The 22,534-nt window shown below is 55.6% G+C and carries 16 protein-coding genes; 8 read left to right on the top strand and 8 right to left on the bottom strand.

Annotated elements, in window-relative coordinates; genetic code table 11:
- The first annotated feature begins 76 nt into the window (after positions 1-76).
- The 5 genes from leuS (at position 77) to lpdA (ending at position 7,661) form a co-directional block, all read left to right on the top strand.
- Positions 77-2,674 carry a leucine--tRNA ligase gene (gene leuS, locus R5L00_RS05080; protein WP_317653642.1) on the top strand — a complete coding sequence of 866 codons (2,598 nt, stop codon included), beginning with the start codon at positions 77-79 and terminating at the stop codon, positions 2,672-2,674.
- A 27-nt stretch (positions 2,675-2,701) separates the two neighbouring features.
- Positions 2,702-3,190, top strand: a complete 489-nt coding sequence (gene lptE / locus R5L00_RS05075) for an LPS assembly lipoprotein LptE (RefSeq protein WP_107693762.1) — start codon at positions 2,702-2,704, stop codon at positions 3,188-3,190.
- A 35-nt stretch (positions 3,191-3,225) separates the two neighbouring features.
- Complete coding sequence (holA, locus tag R5L00_RS05070) at positions 3,226-4,242, top strand: DNA polymerase III subunit delta (RefSeq protein ID WP_107693763.1); 1,017 nt, start codon at positions 3,226-3,228, stop codon at positions 4,240-4,242.
- Positions 4,243-4,499: 257 nt separating this feature from the next.
- On the top strand, positions 4,500-5,765 hold the full coding sequence (locus R5L00_RS05065; protein ID WP_107693764.1) for a glutamate-5-semialdehyde dehydrogenase: 1,266 nt from the start codon (positions 4,500-4,502) through the stop codon (positions 5,763-5,765).
- A 57-nt stretch (positions 5,766-5,822) separates the two neighbouring features.
- Positions 5,823-7,661: a dihydrolipoyl dehydrogenase gene (lpdA, locus tag R5L00_RS05060; protein ID WP_317653639.1), complete on the top strand. Its 1,839-nt coding sequence runs from the start codon at positions 5,823-5,825 to the stop codon at positions 7,659-7,661.
- Positions 7,662-7,858: 197 nt separating this feature from the next.
- On the opposite strand, the gene R5L00_RS05055 is transcribed toward lpdA, so the two are convergent.
- Positions 7,859-8,509, bottom strand: coding sequence for a lytic transglycosylase domain-containing protein (locus tag R5L00_RS05055; RefSeq protein ID WP_317653638.1), 651 nt, complete (start codon positions 8,507-8,509; stop codon positions 7,859-7,861).
- Between the two features lie 384 nt (positions 8,510-8,893).
- Between R5L00_RS05055 and R5L00_RS05050 the strand changes: the two genes are divergently transcribed.
- Positions 8,894-9,298: a hypothetical protein gene (locus R5L00_RS05050; protein ID WP_317653637.1), complete on the top strand. Its 405-nt coding sequence runs from the start codon at positions 8,894-8,896 to the stop codon at positions 9,296-9,298.
- A gap of 41 nt (positions 9,299-9,339) precedes the next feature.
- Here R5L00_RS05050 and rsmA read toward each other — a convergent pair whose 3' ends face one another.
- From rsmA to R5L00_RS05030, 4 genes are all read right to left on the bottom strand, one after another.
- Positions 9,340-10,125 (bottom strand): 16S rRNA (adenine(1518)-N(6)/adenine(1519)-N(6))-dimethyltransferase RsmA, encoded by a 786-nt coding sequence (gene rsmA / locus R5L00_RS05045; RefSeq protein ID WP_317654116.1) that lies wholly within the window; start codon positions 10,123-10,125, stop codon positions 9,340-9,342.
- Between the two features lie 61 nt (positions 10,126-10,186).
- Positions 10,187-11,197 carry a 4-hydroxythreonine-4-phosphate dehydrogenase PdxA gene (gene pdxA, locus R5L00_RS05040; RefSeq protein WP_317654115.1) on the bottom strand — a complete coding sequence of 337 codons (1,011 nt, stop codon included), beginning with the start codon at positions 11,195-11,197 and terminating at the stop codon, positions 10,187-10,189.
- A 22-nt stretch (positions 11,198-11,219) separates the two neighbouring features.
- Positions 11,220-12,542 carry a peptidylprolyl isomerase gene (locus R5L00_RS05035; RefSeq protein ID WP_107693770.1) on the bottom strand — a complete coding sequence of 441 codons (1,323 nt, stop codon included), beginning with the start codon at positions 12,540-12,542 and terminating at the stop codon, positions 11,220-11,222.
- 54 nt (positions 12,543-12,596) lie between these two features.
- A complete protein-coding gene (locus tag R5L00_RS05030) occupies positions 12,597-15,374 on the bottom strand; it encodes an LPS-assembly protein LptD (RefSeq protein ID WP_107693771.1) in 2,778 nt (925 codons plus the stop codon).
- A gap of 304 nt (positions 15,375-15,678) precedes the next feature.
- Here R5L00_RS05030 and mpl point away from each other — a divergent pair, with 304 nt between their 5' ends.
- Positions 15,679-17,037, top strand: a complete 1,359-nt coding sequence (mpl, locus tag R5L00_RS05025; protein ID WP_317653635.1) for a UDP-N-acetylmuramate:L-alanyl-gamma-D-glutamyl-meso-diaminopimelate ligase — start codon at positions 15,679-15,681, stop codon at positions 17,035-17,037.
- A gap of 110 nt (positions 17,038-17,147) precedes the next feature.
- Here the strand turns inward: mpl and R5L00_RS05020 are convergent, their stop codons facing one another.
- Positions 17,148-17,669: a DUF3617 domain-containing protein gene (locus tag R5L00_RS05020; RefSeq protein WP_107693773.1), complete on the bottom strand. Its 522-nt coding sequence runs from the start codon at positions 17,667-17,669 to the stop codon at positions 17,148-17,150.
- A gap of 325 nt (positions 17,670-17,994) precedes the next feature.
- On the opposite strand from R5L00_RS05020, the gene R5L00_RS05015 reads away from it, so the two are divergent.
- Positions 17,995-18,654 carry an ankyrin repeat domain-containing protein gene (locus R5L00_RS05015; RefSeq protein ID WP_107693774.1) on the top strand — a complete coding sequence of 220 codons (660 nt, stop codon included), beginning with the start codon at positions 17,995-17,997 and terminating at the stop codon, positions 18,652-18,654.
- An 88-nt stretch (positions 18,655-18,742) separates the two neighbouring features.
- Here the strand turns inward: R5L00_RS05015 and R5L00_RS05010 are convergent, their stop codons facing one another.
- Entirely contained in the window at positions 18,743-20,020 is a 1,278-nt protein-coding gene (locus R5L00_RS05010) for a cytochrome P450 (protein ID WP_317653634.1), read from the bottom strand.
- A gap of 57 nt (positions 20,021-20,077) precedes the next feature.
- Complete coding sequence (locus R5L00_RS05005) at positions 20,078-22,300, bottom strand: di-heme-cytochrome C peroxidase (RefSeq protein WP_317653632.1); 2,223 nt, start codon at positions 22,298-22,300, stop codon at positions 20,078-20,080.
- Between the last annotated feature and the right edge of the window lie 234 nt (positions 22,301-22,534).

Below are 22,534 nucleotides of genomic sequence, written 5' to 3'. Positions count from 1 at the left end.
CGAAACAAACGGATGCCGTCCGGTGTTTTGGTTCGCGGTATAATTCTCGGTTTTATGGCGGGAAAGCTGAGAAGTTATGCAGGAAAAATATCATCCAGAGGAAATCGAATCGGAAGCGCAGCAGTACTGGGAAAAAACCGCCGCGTTCAAGGCCGATGAAACTCTCGCCAAGCAAAAGTATTATTGCCTGTCCATGTTTCCGTACCCCTCCGGCAAGCTGCACATGGGTCACGTACGCAATTACACAATAGGCGATGTGCTCTCGCGCTACCGCCGTATGCTGGGTTACAACGTCTTTCAGCCAATGGGCTGGGATGCGTTCGGGTTGCCTGCGGAGAACGCGGCTATGCAAAACGGTGTGCCACCCGCCCGGTGGACCTACGACAACATCGCGTACATGCGCAAACAATTGCAGAGCCTGGGGCTTGCCATCGACTGGAGCCGGGAACTGGCAACTTGCAGTCCGGACTACTACCGATGGAATCAGTGGCTGTTTTTGCGGATGCTGGAAAAAGGTTTGGCGTATCGAACCACCGGCATCGTTAATTGGGACCCTATCGACCAGACGGTTTTGGCCAATGAGCAAGTATTAGACGGACGCGGGTGGCGCACAGGAGCGTTGGTCGAGAAGCGCGAGATTCCGATGTATTACTTGAGAATCACCGCGTATGCCGACGAGTTGCTGGAGTCGTTGAACACGTTAACCGGGTGGCCCGAGCGGGTAAAAACAATGCAGGCAAACTGGATCGGCAAGAGCCCCGGCGTTGACGTAACGTTCCCGGCGGATGCAGGGTCCGGCATGCCGCAAGCGTTGAAAGTTTTCACCACTCGTGCGGATACGCTTCTTGGCGTTACATACGTTGCGGTGGCGGCTGAACATCCAGTTGCGCTGCAAGCGGCAGAGACCAATCCTGATCTGGGTGAATTCATCAGTGCGTGCCATCTCGGAGCCACGATGGAAGCGGAACTTGCAACTCAGGAAAAAAGAGGCATGGTTACGGGATTGTTTGTCATCCATCCCCTGACCGGGGAAAAACTTCCGGTATGGGTGGCCAACTATGTGCTGATGGGATACGGTGAGGGTGCGGTAATGGCCGTCCCCGCGCATGATGAACGCGATTTCGAGTTCGCGAAAAAATACGGGCTGCCGGTTAAACCCGTCATCAGGCCAGCCGATTCCGATTTAAGCGTTCCGCTCACGCAGGCATACGTTGAGCACGGCTTGACGTTTAACTCGGGCGAATTTTCGCGGCTTGAATTTCAGGCGGCGGTGGATGCAATCGCGGCGGCGCTGGAAGAGAAAGGATTGGGGGAGAAACGGGTCCACTACCGCCTGCGCGACTGGGGCATTTCGCGTCAACGTTATTGGGGCTGCCCCATTCCGCTGATTTATTGCAGCGCATGCGGAGTCGTGCCCGTGCCGGATGACCAGCTTCCGGTAGTGCTGCCGGACGATCTTGTGCCGGACGGTTCGGGCAATCCTCTGGCAAAAACGCCATCGTTTTACGAGTGTCTCTGTCCCAGTTGCGGCCAGTCGGCGCGACGGGAAACAGACACGATGGATACCTTCGTGGATTCGTCATGGTACTACATCCGCTACGCGTGCGCGGATCAGAACGCGCGCATGACCGATGAGCGCGTAGACTACTGGCTGCCGGTGGATCAGTACGTCGGCGGAATCGAACATGCGATTCTGCACCTTCTTTACTCCCGCTTCTGGAGCAAGGTCATGCGTGATTTCGGGCTGGTGAAGTTTGACGAGCCGTTCGCAAATCTCCTGACCCAGGGCATGGTGCTGAACGAGATCATGTTCCGGAAAACCGAAACCGGGCGCATCGTTTATTTCAATCCCGCAGATGTGGACATTCAAACCGACGAGCAGAGCAGGACTATCGGCGCGGTGCTGCGGGCGGACGGCCAGCCGGTTGAATTGGGCGGGATTGGGACAATGTCCAAATCCAAAAATAATGGGGTCGATCCGCAATTGCTCGTCGAAAAATATGGGGCCGATACCGCAAGATTGTTCATGATGTTTGCCAGTCCTCCGGAACAGACGCTTGAGTGGGCGGATGCCGGAGTAGAGGGCGCGTTCCGCTTCCTCAAACGGTTATGGAAGCAGGTTTACGAACACGTGCAGGCGGGCACAGTGGCTGCTCCAGTGCGGCCGGCGGAACTGGGCCCCGAGCTTAAGGCGCTGCGTTTTCAACTGCACCAGACTATTGCCAAGGTGGGCGATGATTTCGGCAGGCGACATACGTTCAATACCGCCATTGCCGCGGTCATGGAACTCATGAACGCCCTCGGCAAATTGCAGGACTCCAGCCCCGCTGCGCGCAGCGTAATGCAGGAAGCAATGGAAAGCATCGTATTGCTTCTGTCGCCGGTCGTTCCTCACATTTGCCGTGCGCTATGGCGCGAACTTAAACCGGGAACAGAGCTTCTCGACCAGGCTTGGCCGCAAGCCGACAGCACTGCCCTCGTGCGGGATGAAATCGAATTGATCGTTCAGGTAAACGGGAAACTGCGCGGCAGGATATGCGTAGCGAGAGATACGCAGCCCCAGGTTATCGAGCGACTCGCACTGGAAAACGATCAGGCGCTAAAGTTCATCGGGAACCAGCCGGTGAAAAAGGTTGTAATCGTGCCGGGCAGATTGGTAAATATCGTTGTCTAAAGATATTAGACCCATGAGGACGCTCTTATGAAAAAAATTGTACTCGTCGTGTTCTGTTTCTTCCTTGCCGCCTGTGGTTTTCAGCTACGCGGTCAGGCTACACTCCCATTTGAGACCCTTTTTATCTCGTTCCCTGTAGGCAATCCTATTGGTACCGATCTGCGGCGTTTCGTCAAGGCTGGCACCAGTACCCGTCTCGTGGATAACCCCCAAAATGCTGAAGCCACCTTGGAAGTTATCAGCGCAGTGAACGAGAAACAGATTATGTCGGTCTCCGGCGGCGGCCGGGTACGGGAATTCGAATTACGCTATCGGGTTTCCTTTCGTCTAGTAGACGCTAAAGGGGTGGAGCTCATCCCCGCCAACGAGATTGCCCTGCGACGCATTATTCCTTTTACCGACGCCCAAGTGGTGGCGAAAGAGGGGGAGGAGGCAATGCTCGTCAGGGAAATGCAGAGCGATGCCGCAGCGCAGATCCTGCGGCGGCTTGAGGCGGTTGGTACGGCCGAAGGCTGAGAACCGGTTGCCCAGGCTTACATCTTAAGCACATCATGCGTGTTACCCCCGAGCATCTTCCTCGACATCTGCAGAAACCGCTGGCGTCGCTCTACACCGTGTTTGGCGACGAACTACTGCTTTGCATCGAGGCCGCTGATGCAATTCGGACCAAGGCACGGCGTGAAGGCTACAGTGAACGGGAGATTTTCACCGTAGACCATCATTTCGACTGGTCTGAACTGCAACGGTGCAGCAGCAGCTTGTCACTATTCGGTGAACGGCGTGTCATGGACATCCGAATTCCATCAGGCAAGCCCGGAGTCCAGGGCAGCGCTGCAATCGAGGATTATTGCAAGGCACTGCCGCCGGATACGCTCACACTCGTCACGCTGCCGAGACTTGACAGGCAAGGCACGGCGACAAAATGGTTCAAGGCGCTTGAGGGCGCGGGGGTCACGATTCCAGTCTATGCAGTCGAACGCGCCAGTTTACCCGTCTGGATCGGCCAGCGCCTGGGCATGCAAAAGCAAAGTGCCGATAACGACACACTGCTGTTTCTCGCCGACAAGGTAGAGGGCAATCTTCTTGCCGCCTATCAGGAACTGAAGAAACTAGCCTTGCTGTATCCTGCGGGCCCATTGTCCTTCGAGCAGGTAAAAGATGCGGTGCTGGATGTGGCGCGTTATGATGTGTACAAACTGTCGGCCGCGATGATGGAAGGCGAAGCCGCACGATATACTCGCGTACTTGAAGGGTTGCGGGGCGAGGGTACGGCGTTGCCCCTCATCGTGTTTACGCTTTCCGGGCAAATCCGCGCGGTGATAGCGGTTCGCAAGGGGCTTGATGCGGGAAGTCCGGTTAGCCACTTGATGAACCAGATCAGGGCCAGGGTAGATCAGCAGAAATTAGTGGAAAGCACGGCAAGACGCCTTACGCTCAAACAGTTATTGCAGGCTCTGCTGCATATGTCGAAGATAGACAGGATCAGCAAGGGTGCGGCGAAGGGCGATGCCTGGGATGAATTGCTGCAACTGGGATTGCGTTTAGCGATAGCGGGCCGCAAGCAATGATGCGCTTGCTCGGCCGTCTTCCTGCAAGTTATCCAAAAATGTGGATTTCGTGACCGGCGCGTTATTCAGAGCGGTTGGGGCAGCAATGGATGGGTTGGGGCGGCGGTATGGGTTGGTGGCTGTGCCTGTGCCTATGCCTCACCCGATAGAAGGTCGGTACTCGCTTTGCCCTGCTGTCCGCGCTTGTATGATAACGCTAGCTCGTAATCGCGCTTAAGTCGCAGATTGATAATTCGCTGTCTTAATGGAACCGTGACATGGATATGATCGACGTCAAGACTTACATGCAATCAATCGGGCGTGAAGCCCGCGCGGCATCGCGTCTGGTTGCAAGGGCGGAGACTGCCGCAAAAAACCGGTCGCTCACGCAAATGGCCGCGGCCATCAAGCGTGATGAGCAAATGCTGCTGGCCGCGAATGCGATGGATGTTGAAAGCGCCCGTAAACGCGGCTTGGACTCGGCCATGATCGATCGGCTGACGCTTACGCCGAAGGGCATCGCAGCTATGGCGGAAGGGTTGCTGCAGATCGCGGCACTGGCTGATCCGGTCGGTGAAATCAATGATTTGAAGTACCGTCCGTCCGGTATACAGGTGGGCAGGATGCGCGTGCCGCTTGGTGTCATTGGAATCATCTACGAAGCACGGCCCAACGTTACGGCTGATGCCGCCGGGTTATGCCTCAAGGCGGGGAATGCCGCGATACTGCGCGGCGGATCCGAGGCCATCAACAGCAACCGTGCGATTGCGGCGTGCGTGAAGGAGGGGCTGAAAGTGGCAGGGCTGCCGGAAACGGCGATCCAGGTGGTAGAAACCACTGATCGCCAAGCCGTAGGTGAACTCATCACGATGAAAGAATTTGTGGATGTCATCGTGCCGCGCGGCGGCAAGGGGTTGATCGAGCGCATCGCCAGTGAAGCGCGCATTCCGGTCATCAAGCATCTGGATGGCGTTTGCCACGTCTACATTGACGATCAGGCGGACCTGGACAAGGCGCTGCGCATTGCCGACAACGCTAAAACCCAGCGCTATGGAACGTGCAACACCATGGAGACACTGCTCGTGCACCAGGCTATCGCCGAGAAAGTGCTGCCTCCGTTGTGCAAAATCTATTTCGACAAGGGCGTGGAGCTGCGCGGGGATACCGCGTCGCGAGCCATCGTTCCGCAAATGAAGGAAGCCACGGAAGAAGATTGGGGCGCCGAGTATCTTGCACCGATTCTGAGCGTGCGGGTGGTAAGCGGGCTTGATCAGGCGATCGAGCACATCACCATATACGGATCGCAACACACCGACTCCATCATTACTGAGGACTACAGCCGTGCTCGCCGTTTCCTGCGTGAAGTCGATTCTAGTTCGGTAATGGTGAACGCGTCAACCCGGTTCGCCGACGGGTTCGAGTATGGACTGGGCGCTGAAATCGGCATCTCGACAGACAAGCTTCACGCCCGCGGACCGGTGGGATTGGAAGGATTGACCAGCCAGAAATTTATCGTGCTAGGCGACGGACACGTCAGGCAATAAAGCGTAACCGGGGCCATCAGCATTGAAACGGGTTCTGTTTTTTAACTTAAGGTTGTCATGGCTCAGCTTATCGAAATAAAAGTTCCTGATATCGGTGATTTCAAGGATGTGGTTGTCATCGAGCTATTGGTAAAGCCGGGCGATAGCGTGGAAAAGGAAACGTCTCTCGTCACGCTTGAAACCGACAAGGCGACCATGGAGATTCCCTCTCCGCAACCAGGGGTAGTGAAGGATATCCACGTCAAGGTGGGCGATACCGTCTCGGAAGGGTCGCTTCTCCTTATGCTCGAACCGGTAGCCGCCTCCGAGGGGGCGGCTCAGTCTGCTCAGGCGGCTCAGACACCCGTAGCGCCTGAGCCAAAAGAACAAGCCGCGGTTGGCGCCGAGTTTGCACCCGAAAAACCGCAAACGGAAGCTTCAGCAATCGTGGCGACCCCTGAATCAGCTGCGCCCCATCCCGCCCCTTCGGTTAGGCGAGGTGACATCCACGCGGATTTGGTCGTGTTGGGTGGCGGGCCGGGAGGTTACACCGCGGCGTTCCGCGCCGCGGATCTGGGTAAGAAAGTGGCATTGATCGAGCGCTATTCCAAGCTCGGTGGTGTCTGCCTTAACGTGGGCTGCATTCCTTCCAAGGCCCTGTTGCACGTGGCGAAGGTTATTAGCGATGCGGAGGAAACAGCGCTTCAGGGCATCGTTTTCGGTGAGCCGCGCATCGAAATAGACAAGCTTCGCGCCTGGAAGGAGTCCGTTATCGGCAAGCTGACCAAGGGGCTGACGCAGTTGGCAAAACAGCGCAAGGTGGAACTTGTGCAAGGGACGGGTAGGTTTACGTCGCCGAATATGATCGAGGTTGAGACTCCCGGTGGCTTGAAGACTGTATCGTTCGAGCATTGCGTTATTGCCGCAGGCTCAAGCGTGGCGCGCATACCCGGCTTCCCCTACGACGATCCCCGCATGATGGATTCTACCGGAGCTCTGAAGCTGGAGGATATCCCCAAGCGTATGCTTATCATTGGTGGAGGTATCATTGGACTGGAAATGGCGACAGTATACGATGCCCTCGGCAGCAGGATTACAGTAGTGGAATTAATGGATCAGTTGATCCCCGGCGCTGATCCTGACCTTGTCAGGCCGCTGCACCGCCGCATACAAAAACGCTACGAAGCCATCTACCTCAAAACCAAGGTCACGGCGATCGAGGCTCTTGCAGACGGGCTGAAAGTTACCTTTGAAGGCGGACCAAACGGTACCGCACCGGAGCCGCAAATCTACGACCGGATCCTCATGGCGGTCGGACGCCGCCCTAACGGTCGCGATATTGGAGCGGAACAAGCGGGTGTTACCGTGAATGAGCGCGGATATATCCCCGTGGATAAACAATTGCGCACCAACGTGCCGCATATCTTCGCCATCGGCGATATTGCAAGCGAGCCCATGCTCGCGCACAAGGCCTCGCACGAAGGCAAGACTGCCGCCGAAGTGATCGCCGGGCATAAAGTGGCGTTCGACGCGCGCACCATTCCCTCCGTGGCGTATACGGATCCCGAGATTGGCTGGATGGGCCTGACCGAAACCGATGCGGCAAAACAGGGAATCGAATTCGAAAAGGCGGTGTTTCCCTGGGCCGCAAGCGGTCGGGCACTAGCCATGGCGCGTGAGGAAGGCATGACCAAGCTGCTGCTGGACAAAAAAACGCGGCGCATCCTCGGCGCAGGCGTGGTCGGTGTGAATGCTGGTGAGTTGATTGCCGAAACCGTGCTGGGGCTGGAAATGGGGGCAGATATGGAAGACATCGGCCTCTCCATTCACCCGCACCCGACATTATCCGAAACCATCTTTTTTGCCGCTGAAATCGCGGAAGGGTCGATCACCGACCTCTATATGCCGAAAAAGTAATTGGGAAGCGATTTCCGAATCAACGGGTTGAGCCCTTTGAGGGGCGTAAGCCTCGTTCATCTGGTCTGCTGCCAAGCAAAGGACAAAGACTCTTTTTTGCCAGAGTCCGATTTAACTTCTAGGTGGTGGCGGGTGGTTTGTGCGACGGAAGCTGTGAGGGGATGAATCTGGTCAGATTCAATTCATCTGAAGCTTTTTCAGACGCCCCGTCGGGAGGAGGTAAGCTTCGGGCTCGCCTGATACTTGCGATAGAGCTCCATCACCTTCGGCACGTAAGCTCGGGTTTCCTGGAACGGCGGAATCTGGTTTCCGTATTTGATAACGTTATTTTCGCCGGCGTTGTAAGCCGCCAGCGTTAACCTCATATCGCCGTTAAACATCTTCAGCAAGTCGCTCAGGTATCTGGCCCCGCCATGAAGGTTTTGCACGGGGTCGAGCCGGTCGGTAACACCGTACCGCTGCGCAGTTTCAGGCATGAGTTGCATGAGGCCACCCGCGCCTTTCTTCGAAACAGCTGTGACCCTGTAGGCTGATTCGACAGACACCACCGCATGTATCAGCGCGCTTTCCAATCCATAAGCTCGAGCGATCTCTTCTATGATGCCACCATACTGAGCCTTGGTACGCGGTTCGACCGGGGTGTTGCTCGGACCTGCTACAGCTCTCTTGACGCCGGCACTGGGCCCAGTAAGCGGAACGTAGCGCTCATCTGTCGGCACGTTGCTGAAATGCATCACGCCATTTTCATCGGTAAACGAGTAAATTTCCGCACCCGCGGGGGTCGCTAGACCGAATGCGAGCAAAGCTGCCAATAGGAGTGGGAGTCTGCGGGGGGCAATAGGTCTCATGATCTGTCTGGTGAGCGCGATCCTCGTGGCTTTGCTTGATTTTATTCAGTGTGAGCCGCGATTATACCCATGCACAAGACAGAGTTTAAAGTGATTATCAGTGCGGTTGCATTGTGGCATCTTAAAAAAGGCTGTGCTCAAGTAATCATGCGAGTTGGTAGAGGAAGGAAGAACGGAGACGTCCTGCATTGGCTGGCTCGTCCCTGTGGCAGGCCGCGGGTGAATTTGATCTGGGGAGCTTATACCGAATGGCTCAGCTTGGCTTCCTCGAGACTGCATGGCAAGTCTGAGTATGAGGTAATATTCACTCCACTGGCACAGCAGTAAAAACGCGTCACATCAAATGGGCGTGTTTTCATAATTTACCGTTGAGGGGTTAAGATCATGTTAAACAGAACTTTCATCACGGTTGCTTTTGCATGGGTAGTGCTTGTCATCTCCGGGTGTTCTGTTTATATGGCAGCTCAGCAGCCCCCCAAGAAAAACATTAGCTTGTTCTCGGTGGGGACTCCCAGAGACATGCTCCTTGCAGAGTTTGGCACACCTTCTGTAAGCGAAACGAAAGACGGCAGGAGACGCGAGATTTTCACATTCAAGCAAGGTTACAGTACCGCGACAAGAGCCGGTAGGGCGGTTTTTCACGGTGTTGCTGACGTTTTTACCCTGGGTTTGTGGGAGGTGGTCGGCACGCCGACCGAACTTGTTTTTCAAGGGGAAGAAATGGCGTTCGATGTCAGCTACGACGAGAACGATCGGATCGATAAAGTGACCGTGCACCAGAAAAAGTAAATAGTCGCTCATCTGGTGGCATTCTTCTGCCGGGCATGTGTTTACGACAGAACCAGCCTTTTGCTCAAGTGGTCAGCGATTGCTACAAACTGCGCGACGGCCAGGTTCTCCGCCCGCAGTCCCGGATCGATTTCCAGCACAGCATAGTCTTCCGATTTCAGATATCCATGCAGCGTATTGCGTAGGGTCTTGCGACGCTGCGAGAAAGCGGCGGAGACGATATCGGTGAATAAACTGTCATTGCTGCTGTCAATCGGCGGTTGCCGGAGGGGGAGCATGCGGACGACTGCCGACTCGACCTTCGGTACCGGGCGGAAGGATTCCGGGGGAACGATGAAGAGCTGCTCCATTTCAAAGCGGCATTGCAGCATAACTGAGAGCCGCCCGTAAGCGGGGGACGAGGGTACGGCGACCATGCGCTCCACCACCTCCTTTTGCAGCATGAAGTGCATATCGCTGATGCCGTTCGCGTATCGGCTCAGATGAAACAGGATAGGCGTGGAAATATTGTAGGGCAGATTGCCAATGACGCGCAGATGTTTACCAATTGCGGAGAAGTCGAATTTCATCGCATCACCTGAGTATATGGTGAGTTTTTCCCCGGAGAATTCGCGGCGCAGGCGTTCGATAATATCCCGGTCAATCTCCACCACATGCAGATGACTGACCGATCGCAACAGGGGCCGCGTGAGTGCGCCCATGCCGGGCCCTATTTCCACCAGAAGATCGTCGTTTCCCGGACGAATGGCACTGACAATATCCGCAATCACGCGCTCATCAACCAGGAAATTTTGGCCAAAGCGCTTGCGGGGAGTGTGGCGCGTCACTTTGTTGTAGGCGATATGAAAGCGGGATGCGGCGGAATAGGCGGGCGGTCCATGCAGCAGGCTATTTCCGATTTCCGGCGAGGGTCGCCGCCATTTCGATCGCCGCGATAAGACTGCCTGGATCGGCACTTCTGGTTCCGGCCAGATCCAGGGCGGTTCCGTGATCGACAGAAGTACGAATGATGGGCAAGCCCAAGGTCACGTTGACTGCCGTGCCAAAACTGGCGTGCTTCAATACCGGCAGGCCCTGGTCATGGTACATGGCAAAGATGCAGTCAAAGTCCTTCAGCTTTGCCGGATTGAAAAGGGTATCGGCCGGAAGCGGGCCGCTCAAGTCCATTCCCTGGGCGCGCAGCTTGTCGAGCGAGGGAATGATGATTTCTATCTCTTCCCTGCCAAGATGTCCGAATTCACCGGCATGAGGATTTAACCCGGCCACTGCGATACGAGGCCGGCCAATGCCAAAACGATGGATCAAGTCGTCGTGAATCGTGCGAAGCTTCCTCTCCAGCGCGGCTTGGGTGATCGCGGCCGGCACATCCTTTAGCGGCAGGTGGGTGGTTGCGAGCGTTACCCGCATGCCGCCGCCAACAAGCATCATGACTGCCTGACTATTTGTCCGTTGGGCAAGGTATTCGGTATGCCCGGTGAAGGGGATCCCCGCGTTATTGATGATGCCCTTATGTACGGGTGCGGTCACCATCGCGCAAAATTCCCCATTGCTGCATCCCTCAATGGCGCGATCCAGCAAGTTCAGCACATAACGGGAGTTGACCGGATCAAGCTGACCAGGGTTCGAAGATTCCGTCAGGGGGACGTGCAGCACCCGCAAAGCGCCTGGCTTATGCTCGGGCTTATGCGCGAGTCCGGCAGTGGGGACGTAGTCGGTGATTTTCAGCGGAAGCTTTAGTAAAAGCGCACGTGCGCGCAACAGTTCGCGGTCGGCGAGCACAACCAGATTGAAAGGCAAATCCAGTTGTGCGATTTGCACGCATAGATCCGGACCGATTCCCGCTGGCTCTCCCGTCGTAAGAGCCAGCCTTCTGCCTGTGGCGGGCGCGCCCGCGGGCATGATATTCACGGCTTGCTCAATCCTAACCTTCCTCGAGCCGGTATTCGACGTAGGCGCGGTCACGCAGTCGTTGCAGCCATTCCTGAAATGCTGCGTCGGCTTTGCGAGCGCGGATAGCCTGGCGCGCGGCTTGCCGCTGCCGTTCCTTGCTTACATCCTGCGTTCGGTGCTCCAACACCTGGATCAAGTGCCAGCCGAATGGTGATTGGACAGGTTCACTGATTTCACCGGGTTTGAGGATGCGCATGGCCTGCTCGAACTCAGGTACGGTATCGCCGGGAGAGAGCCAGCCCAAGTCCCCGCCGGTGGGAGCGCTTGCATCTTCGGAATGGAGCTTGGCCAGTTCTTCAAATTTGGCCCCCCCATTGTCCAGTCTGTCCTTCAACTCGATTATGCGGCGCTTGGCATCTGTTTCGGAGGTGAGTTCGCTGATTTTGACAAGAATATGACGGGCGTGGGTCTGATCCACCACGGTGACCGCTTGGTTCTGGCTGCGACGGTCGACCAGCTTCAGAATATGGAACCCGCTTGCGCTCTGAATGAGCGGAGTCACTTCGCCTGCCTTCATCGGCGTCAATACGTCGGCAAAAATCTTGGTCAATTGCGCCGCCGGACGCCAGTCCAGCAGCCCTCCCTCCATCGCGTCCGGGGCATCCGAAAACTCGGCCGCCACCTGGGCAAATTCGGCTCCGCTTTTCAAGCGCGTCAAGGCAGCTTCCGCTCGCTCCCGCCTCATCTGCAATTGGGAAGGGCTCGCCTGATCCGGCACCATAATCAAGATGTGGGCGATACGATATTCCTCGTTCTGGCTGGGGGACGATTCCTGCGTATGCAGGAAATTATCCACCTCTCCCTCGGTCACGCTGACCCGGTTTGTGACCTCGCGTTCCTTGAGCCGCACCAGAATTATCTCATCGCGAATTTCGTCCCTGAACTTGTTGAAACTGATTCCGTCGCGCTCCAGTGCGTTGTGAAATTCATCCAGCGACATCTTATTTTCCTGCGCGATTCGACGGATGGTCTGGTCAAGTTCGGTGTCGCTTACCGTCAAGCCGGTTTCTTTGGCAAGCTGTAACTGGACCTGATTCAAAATGATGCGATCGAGCATCTGCTTCTCGAGTACCGCGGGCGGAGGTGGCTGCACGCCCTGTTTCTCTAACTGCTTGACCATGGCCCTGAGCATTTCGTTCAGCTCATGGCGCGTTATCACGCTCTCATTCACCACGGCGACAATATGATCTATGGTCCGGATGCTGCCAGGATGGGCAGGCTGCTGGGCGATCGCCATCCCGGCAATCAGCATAGCCAGCAAAACAGGAGGACGTAACCAGAATTTCGTGCCCATGTGTTTAAGCGTTGAGCAGAGGAACGGCGTGCTGCCGTATTGAAGATTTACTTTCTATGGGCCTTCCAGCGGGCTACTTCCCTGGCTGCCGGTTCTGAGATAACCAGGAATACTACGCTGCAACACTTGCAGCGGGTTTGAGCCAATTTGCATCAAGCCGTTCAACTCGAGTTGCAAAAAAGCTGCCGTGGTCGTTTTCTGCGTGGCGGTTGTGAGATGCTGGAGCACGAACCGCAACGACCAGCAGCAGGCATTATACTCAAGTCCCGCCAGTCCTTCCAGAATCTTCTGGTCCTGCAACGAGTAATTCAGACGGGCAACCGTCTGCCAACGTTCCGACCATCGCCACTGGCTCGAAGCGTCCACCTGATGCAGCACGTCCCGTGTAAAACGGTAGCCGACATTGACGACCCTGCCAGGCTCCGGGCGATAGCTCAAGCCCGAACGAACCACGTCAGCCACGAATCTGGTCTGATCGAATTGCACGCTCGAATCCGTGCTGATTGTCGGCGTGAGGAATCCGGTCACTGCGGCGACGAAATCCGGTCTGCGGTTAATAGTTTCAGGTGCGTCCAGTGTTACGCGCCGATCAATAAAGCTTATTTGCTGGCCAACGGCAAGGCGCAGGCGTTCTTTGCCGGTGCCGGACTCGATCAAACGGGAGGTAAGTGCGAAGGTGAGCTGATTCGCATCGTTGATGCGATCATGGCCGCTGAACCGGTTTTCGTTCAGCATTTGCGCGAAGCTGAAGTCGGTCTTGGCCGAGTCAAAGTTCGGCAACTGACTCTGATCGCGGAACGGGACATATACATAGAAAAGCCTGGGCTCAAGGGTCTGCGTGAACCGTTCTCCACCCAGGCTCATCTGGCGGTCAAATGCAATACCACTGTCGAGGCTGAGTATCGGCAATGTGCGATCAGGGCTCGCCTCGGGGGAGGTGCCCGTAGCGTCCAGGTTATACCGGGTGTGGTGTATCCCGATCTTTGGCGTCACATAGCCAAATGCATTGCGCATCGGATAACTGACGCTAGGAAAGAGCACCACGCGGTGGCCGCTCACCAGCGTCGGATGCGAGAAATTCGACCAGCTGCCGATGAAATTCAGGTCCATGCCGAAAATATCAGGTTTATTCGCAACCATGGCGATCTGCGGCAAGCGCTTGTACGGGGCAACAATGGAGGCCAAGGGATCCTGAATGGTCTGAAAGCTTTGGACCATGGAGGTCACGTTCAGCGTCCCGTCGTCGCCAAGCCCGCGGTTGTACGAAAGCAGGCCCTGTTGCAGCAGGTTGGTGCGGGAGGTTAGATTCAGGTTGTTTCCGAGATCGCGGAAATATGCGTCATCCGAAACCCTGTTGTAGTCCAGGCGCGCCGAAAAGCCTCTGCCGAGATTGTGATCGTGCGCAAAAGAGGTGCGCCACCGGGTCGTTTGGGTGTCCCAGTCATTCGGCAATATGTCCCCGAGTATGGTGCCGCTGAACTTCTCTCCCAGATAGCGAAATTCGTTGTTGAGTGAGACGCCCCGCTTCGACATCATGCGGGCGGAGATGGTCGCGTCATAATTGGGTGCGATATTCCAGTAGAACGGCACTGTGACTTCGAGGCCTGTTCGTACGTTGGTGCCATATACAGGCGCGAGCAAGCCCGACTTGCGCTGGCCGCTGTACGAGAAATTCATCCAGGGGGTGTATAAAATGGGTACGTCCTTGAATGTAAGTTTAACGTTCCGCGCAGTGCCGACCCGCTTGGAGTGATCCAGTTGCAGGTCACCTACGTTCAAGTGCCAATCATCGTCGCCGGCAGGACATGTGGTGTAGTTTGCTTGCCGGAAGCGGTAGTGATTTTCGCCTTCAAATAAGAGCATGTCGGCATAGCCCCGGCTGCTGGCATCCTTCAGCTGATAGCTGGGCTGGCTGAGTTCTCCGGTTTTACTGGCCAGATTGAATTTGAGCCTCGAACCCTCAAGTATATCTCCGCGCTGCTCCACTCGAACCCCGCCTTCAGCCTCCGCATCTTCCGTGTCCTGACGATATTTCAGGCGATCCGCCGAGATGAGCTGATCGCCGTTGTTCAGCTCGGCTCTGCCGATTGCCTCGACTTCCTTGCCAGAGTGTCCTTGCAGGCGGTCGGCAGCCACGAACACCGGCCTGCTCTTCGGACTCACTTTTTCTGCCACGGGCGCAGCCACTTTTACCTCGGTCTCTGGCTCAACTCCGCCGCCAAGGCGCAGCTTCATGTCGCCCGGCTGCTCAAGGTGTCCACGGATGTGCTCGGCTTCCGCGAATCCTGGTTTACCTCCCCCTGTTTCCGGCACGCCGCCGGGCGTGGCCATTTTGGTCCGGTCCTTCAAGCCGGGCGATGCGATGCCCGCGGGCGAAGTCGCGCCGGGCCGAAGCTGCGGTTCAAATTCCTGCACGGCGTGCGGTCCTGCTATACCCTCAGCTTCTGTAAGTCCGCGCTGATCCTCCTTGTTTCCAGCCTCGACTTTATGTCCTGTGGCCGCTTCACCGGGTTTTGCCGCAGTTGATGGTGTATAGTTCTGCCTCGGCTGAGACCGGCCACCACCGTCCTGAGGCTGACCGGCTGAGTTAACAGGGGCGCCGCGTAATTCAGACCCGCTGGGGGCCTGAACCTCATATTCATGACGGCCGCGAATGCGCTCGTTGTCGATAACGACCGGTTTATTTTCATTGCCCTGGGCTTTGCCGGGCGGGGTTGTTATACGCTCAGACCGTTGTCGCGCGTCAGATGATGGCGTGTCGGCGCGAGCATTGCATGCAAGGCAAAAAAGAAAAACACACCAGCAAATTAGGCGGGAGAAACGCGATTTCATGGGAGGAGAGGTATCCGGAAAAGCGCGACGTCTCGGCACGGATGCATCGCTGTTTTCAGATTGGTAGGTGTGGCGTCACCGGTATGTGGGCATCGCTGCACGTAGCGTATCGGATCCGGATTTGCAGAAATCGAGGGTGCCCTCCATTGGGGCTTGTTGCTCAGCTTGGCCACCAAGTGGTAGGCTAAGGCGAACAAAGCCGTAAGTGTAACAAAAAACGGAAGCCAAACTATACGCACGGTCGTGCGCATACAAACTTAATTTTAACCGTACAAAGCTGCTGGGGAGCAGTAGGAGTCAAGGTTTGCACATTCATATTCTAGGCATTTGCGGCACCTTCATGGGGGGGATCGCCGCCATCGCGCGCGAGGCCGGCCATAAAGTGACAGGCAGCGACGCCAGTGTTTATCCACCCATGAGTGCTCAGCTCAGCTCTCAAGGGATTGAGTTGACTGAGGGGTTTTCGCCTGACCAAGCCAAGCTCCGGCCGGATCTGTTCCTGGTTGGGAATGTGGTCACCCGCGGCAACCCCCTCATGGAGGAGATTCTCAACCTTAACCTCCCTTATGTTTCAGGGCCACAGTGGCTTGCGGACAACGTGCTTCGCGAAAGATGGGTGTTGGCCGTTGCGGGTACTCATGGGAAGACAACAACCACGTCCATGCTGGCATGGATACTCGAATACGCGGGGATGAGCCCGGGTTTCCTGATCGGCGGTATTCCCCGGAACTTTGGATTGTCAGCCAGACTGGGCGGATCCGGCTTTTTCGTCATTGAAGCGGACGAATACGACACGGCTTTTTTTGATAAACGCTCCAAGTTCATACATTTTCGACCCAGAACGGCGATTCTCAATAATCTGGAATTTGATCACGCGGACATCTTCGACAGTCTCGCAGCAATTGAACAGCAGTTCCATTATTTTGTCCGTACCATTCCTGGGAATGGGCTGATCGTCGCCAACGGGCGCGAGGAAAGTCTGAAGCGGGTATTGAGCAGGGGATGCTGGACGCCGATTGAAACGTTAGGGGTGGCGAGCGGCTGGGAAAGCGACGTTTTGCCCGACGGCGGAATTACCGTTCGTTTCAAGGGTGATTCTCAGGGATTATTACAATGGGATTTGCTCGGTGAGCACAATCTCATGAATGGGTTGGCGGCGCTGGCTGCCGCGCGTCACGCCGGCGTGCCCGTCAATGTCGGTATCGATGCGCTGAGGCAGTTCAGAAACGTCAAGCGCCGCATGGAAGTGCGCGGTGTGAGGAACGGCATTACTATATATGACGATTTTGCGCATCACCCAACAGCAATCCGGACCACCCTTGAAGGGTTGCGGAACAAAGTGAAAAACGCTCGTATTATTGCTGTGCTGGAGCCTCGCTCCAACACGATGAAAATGGGAGTCTGGAAAGACAGTCTCGCGAATAGTCTTGCGACAGCGGATCAGGTCTTTTGCTACAACGCAAATCTTGGTTGGGACGCTGGGGATGCGCTGGTCCCGCTTGGTAAGAGAGCGGCGGTATACGGCAACCTCGATCAGCTGGTCGCAGCCATCATCGTTGCTGCTCAGCCAGGCGATCACGTGCTTGTGATGAGCAATGGCGCTTTTGGGGGCCTTCACGAACGGCTGCTTGAGGCTATGACGCGCGAAGTCACGGATATTTAGGACCCCGGCCAGCGTAAACGGCGGAGGAGCGATCCCGGTACGCCGCGGCGTCCTACAAGAAATAGCGTTGGCAATGACGAGACAATTGCCTGTCAGGTGAATCGGGCGCCTCAGTAAATGGCTTTGACCGGGCCGCAGCTTGCGCTAATCCATCGGCCTGTAACGTCCGCATGCTCGTCGATAGGATTGCCCTGGAAGACACCATTAAACTGTGTTTGTCCTGAAAAGCGTTCGGGACTGGTAAATGTTCCCTCCGCCGTTCCGTTACCCTTGAACTGAGGATGCGCACAAACCAGGTCTGTTCTGTAGCTGTTTCCTGTCCGGGTCGTATTCTGAGCACTACACCCCAATTGGGTCTGATGAAAATAGACCGGGAGTTCCTGCTCGGCCATCTCTGGGGTAATGCAGACTTTAGACGTGGCTGCTCCGTTCTGGATTTCAGGTATGTCGATTCCGTGTTGCTTTGCCAGGCTTGTCAGCTTTTGCATTGTATCGGGTGGAATCTGGGGTACAAACGCCAGCAGAAGCGACGTCGTCGTCAACTCCCATAGTCCCGGGCGTAGGACCCCTTCTGCTGAGCTTGCTGATGACGCCACCAGCAACAATGATATCGAAAGAAGGGCCTTACGCATTGAATCTCCTCAGAATTAGCGGGTCAGAACAGGTTCCTGCCAGCGAATGTGATCGGTCGGGATTACATGATGGTTCACGTTGGTTTTAGCTTTGGTCTGGCTCTGGTCGAGCCGGCTTGGTGTTTGATCGAAGTAAGTCCAAATGGTTCGGCTGTGGACTGTCGAACTGATCAAGCGCTGGACTGACTTCTCCCCCTTCGCAAACGGGGAGCAATCCGCCCTCAGCGCACCGTCAGCGATATAAATGGGCGGGGCTGGGGTGAAAACCGAAGCGAGCGGGCGAGTGGCAAGAATAACAGGAAATAATTGAATAAAGGAGACTGAAGTGACCAGACCGTTGATATACGCACGCGCATTGAGCGCGCTGGTGATGTTATTCCTCGCTTCGGCGAGTGCGTGGGCCAGTATGGGCACTAGCGAGCTCATCGCTGCAGCAGAGAACGGCAACCTGGCGCGAGTCAAGGCGCTGCTTGCTACCAAGGTGAATGTAAACGCCGGGTCGCACGACGGTACGACCGCGCTGGTGGCGGCATCGCAAGGCGGCTATGAGGAGGTTGTGCAGGCGTTACTCGAAGCCAAAGCCGATGTGAACGCGAAGACCAGCAACGGTACTACGGCGTTGATGCGGGCGTCGCAGAACGGTCACCGCGAGGTGGTTAGAGACTTGATTGCAGCCAAGGGGGATGTGAATGCCAGAAGAAACGACGGCATCACCGTCTTGATGCAGGCGTCGCAGGAAGGGCATCCGGAGGTTGTGCGGATGCTAATTGCCGCGGGAGCCGATGTGAATGCGCGGCTGGAAAATGGAGCCACTGCTCTTATGCTGGCCTCGCAGATTGGGCATACGGGCGTGGCACAGGCGTTAATCGCAGGCAAGGCAGATGTGAACGCCAAGGCCGGTAATGGTGCTACCGCGCTGATGCTGGCATCCAAATACCGTCAGCAAAATCTAGTGCAGCTTCTCAAGGCGGCGGGCGCCAAGTAGCGGTATAGCTGGGCGGGGGCAGTGCCTAAGTGGCTAGTAGGCTATTGCTATCAACCGGCTGGCCCGACAGGACCAGCCGGTTGCTGCTTTATTGTGTCGTCCAGGAAAGCTCGTACTGTTCGGGGAAGGGGCCGGCTTTGTAATCGATTGGGCTCTTCGCCTTAATACCCTCCCTGGTAAGAACCTGGCGCACCATCTCCGGAATCATTTCCCGGCCCACGTATCGACCCAGGCATTCATGACTACCGAAGCCGAAATGAAAATAGTTGTACCAGTTGCGTTGCGGGATAAACTCATCTGGCGACTCGAACGCGCGCTCATCGAACATGGCCGATAACGTAACGGGCAAGACGTGGGTGCCGGCACGCAGCACGGTTTCATGGTCGGTTCCCTTGGCCGCCGCATAATCGCTTGCGGTGGTACGGAACAAGTAAGGTGTGATGGGCACGAAACGCAGGGCTTCCCATACGTAGCCATCAAATTCCGCAGCGGAGTTCTGCTGGGCCGCCAGTTTTGCTTTCGCCAGCCATTCTGGCCGGTCAATCAGGTATTGCACGATTTGAGCGACTGCCTGCGCTGTCGTTTCGATGGCACCGATCAACAAGCCGCCGGCATTCAGACCCAGGCGCTTGATGTCGAAATCCAATTGTTTGGGATAATCGGTACGTAACATTCGCGTTACGATGTCGTCATCGAGACGCACAAGGGTGGAAAAGGTCAATTCCTCCGCCTTGACCTGGAGCGTGCGGCGGGCGATAAGCTCGACTATGAATTTGCCCAGTTCCTTGGAGGTTTCGTTGTGCTTGTCGATAATGTACTGGGATTTTTCCGGGGGCAGCAAATCGAAAGGCTGGTTGTGAAAAGTATCGACCTGGTTCCAGTAAGACCACTCGATCAGATCGCGTCGTTTCGCTCCAGTGAGGCCAAAATACTCTCGCACCAGCGTCGCCGGTACCATGCGGCAGTAGCTGTTAACCAATTCGACGTTGCCGTTTGCATTGTCGAGTATCTCCTTGGAGACATTCGCTACCATTTCCCGCACCGCCGGAAGATCGTCTCGATTCAACATGCACTGCATCAGCGATTTCTCGCGCGTATGCAGCGCATCGTCGTCATGCATCATCAGATAGTCGGCCATTTTGGAAACATAGGGTTCTACCGTGAAGACCTTGGGCATGCTCAATACTTCTCTGACGTCATCGAAACGTGTGACCAGTGTGAATTTTGGGGTCACAAGGATGGGACGCTTTTGACGTAATTCCTTGAAAAACGGCAGAGGTTCGGTATCAATCCAGCGCCGGGCCAGCACCGACTTTTCGGTGTCGGAAGCGGCATCGTACTGCTCCAGGTAATTGCTTGTGCTCATCGGTAGCTCCCTTGTGGTTTTGTTTTGGTAGTCGAAACAGAATCGAATTGATCGGAATCACAAAGTTTTCAGATACTCGAGCAAGTCGAGGCGGTCCTCTCTGGATATGGGATACAGGCACTTGTCTTTAATCGACGCATCCAAATCCTCATCCTTGATGGTTTCGTCGGCACACTTATCTTTGATTTTTTGATCCACTAGCCCATCAGATTCGTTGGCGACGCGTCTGGCCCCGTATTCGTGCCCGGCGTTGCTGTTCCCTTTGGTATAGCCTCCTTTGTCGTCTTTGATTCCCTGGGTATTAAACACGAAGCCGCCATAACCGCTGCTCTTGAAGCCGACCTTCACCGGATCGAATTCGCGGGAGCCGACCTCAAACTCGTCAGGACGGTATTCTCCGCCGTCCGGGTCGCCCGGACGTTTCTTCGGCAGCAACAAATCATAGAGCGTGGGTACGGAACCATTATGCAAATAGGGCGCTGTCGCCCAGATACCATTCAATGGCCTCGACTTATAGGATTTCAACGAGGCGACCGGATTGGCGGTGGTGTCGGGATCGTAATCGCCGTGCTTGATGGAGTTTTTAATTTTATTATCACGATAACCAGTCGCGAGATTATATGCCCACTCGGTCCAGCGCTGTAACAACCACTTGTCCGGCTCTGGAGTGGCGACCACGCCCTGAGTAACGCGGGTCAGCAAGGCTGACACCGGCGCCCGCCGATCGATCAGGATATCGCCGACACTGACGTTCACATACTGGTTGCGTAAAATACCTGAGAAACCTTGGTAATTGACGCTGTTTTCCGCCATCTGGGAGTCCGTGCCCGCATCGCTGGCCCGTGCCATGTGTGCAACTACGCGGCGGTCCGGGTCATCGCGCACGATTCGGGTGTGACAGCTCACGCAATGTTTATTGAACAACGATCTGCCATTTGGGAGACGGGTCTTGTCGATTGCCGGAAGAATGTGCTCCGGCCACAGCGGAGATTGCAACTGCCATAGGCGCGATTCGATGCGGCGGAGGTTAAGCACATTGACTGACGATTTATAACTGATATGGTTACCGTAAAAGCCCTGCCCAGCAACAACAGAGGATATCGAAAATCCCTGTCGTTCTGACCAGTCCAGCGTGCCGAAAACGCCAATCGCTTCCCCCGCGTTGCGTCCGATTGCCTTTAAACCTGAATTTTCTGTCAACCCGTTCCATTGCACGTAATCATGCTGAGGCGTGTCCCACAAGAAGGGATAGCTGACCGGTGCGTTGGGGGTGTTGAACAGCTTCTTCCTCAGGCGTCCGAGCGATTCCCACTCGTTATTCTTGCCCAAAGCCTTCAAAAGATTGCCGACGATCTGGTCGCGCTCGTCCCCATTCAGGACGCTATCGCCATCGTGACCCAAAATCGTTTCCAGTTCTTCCGGACTTATCGCCCCCGGTCTTATTATTCTCGGATCGCGCAACAGCTCTCGAAGCTCTTTAGGAGTAATGATGTGCTCCAGAACCCGATTGTAAATGCGTCCGAAGGCGTCCAGCCGCGCGTACCCGTAATGTGTCGTACTGTAGTTTATGGTGATGTAGTTAGCGAGGCGCTGGGTATACCGCTCGAGGTCCGCATTGACGTCGGCTTCGGCGTTATATGCGCCACGCGCCATCACGTTTTTTACGAATCGACTCCGGATATCTTCATTTTCGAGCGTTGCTTTCAGCGCGCGCACCATATCCGCCATGAAGGTTTCCATGTCAGCGCCTGCCGGCCCGCCATCAATGCGGATACCTTTTCCGTTGTAGTTTATTTGTGCGGTGTGACAGGCCGCGCATGTCAATCCCATATAATCTTTACCCTTGTAGGTGTCCTTGACGAAACCGACGGGCAGTCCGTCCGGGTTGCTTGAAGTCGGCTTCTGCGGGAGATAACGGTAACGATTCATGTTCTCGTTGGATCGAAATGGCTCGGAACCGCCTTTTTTTTCCAATACCATGAAGAAATCGTAGGGCAGCATATTCGACCCCTGCGTAACCGTATAAAACCATAAACTGTCCGAAGCCTGCCAGTTCTGTGGGAGATACTCGATTGTGCCGAACTGATCGCCAAAGACGTCCTGCTTCACCGTGGTTGCCCCGCGGTCCGGATCGGTGTCAAGCGCCGCACAGGCAGGCAGGAGCGCGATAACGACTAATAATAAAGGAACAAGAAATACGTGCCGGTTATTCAACGCGACAGGATACTGTTTCAAAGCAACCCCCTTTTTACCGAGATGAGTAAAGATGAGCAAGAGCATGGTTTTTTATTCATTATAGTGGATTCCTCGCGAAAATCAGGTGGCTAACCCAAGCTTACTGTTGAGTCGCGGTCGGAACCTGGTGGTTTTTTTGCTGGGAGATGGGCTCAGCAACGAGCGTTGAATACCCGGAGTTGTCAAAGTTCTGGCAGAGCGTAAGCAGTTGCTTAATGTCGAGTTGCAGCCCGGTATGTCTCAGTTCGCTTACGGTTGGGTTGGCATAAATCTGAAGAA

It is taken from the genome of Nitrosospira sp. Is2 (assembly GCF_033095785.1).
In the GTDB taxonomy this organism is placed as follows: domain Bacteria; phylum Pseudomonadota; class Gammaproteobacteria; order Burkholderiales; family Nitrosomonadaceae; genus Nitrosospira.
The sequence above is the reverse complement of the archived record's forward strand: the minus strand, read 5'-3'. Positions and strand labels throughout refer to the sequence as shown.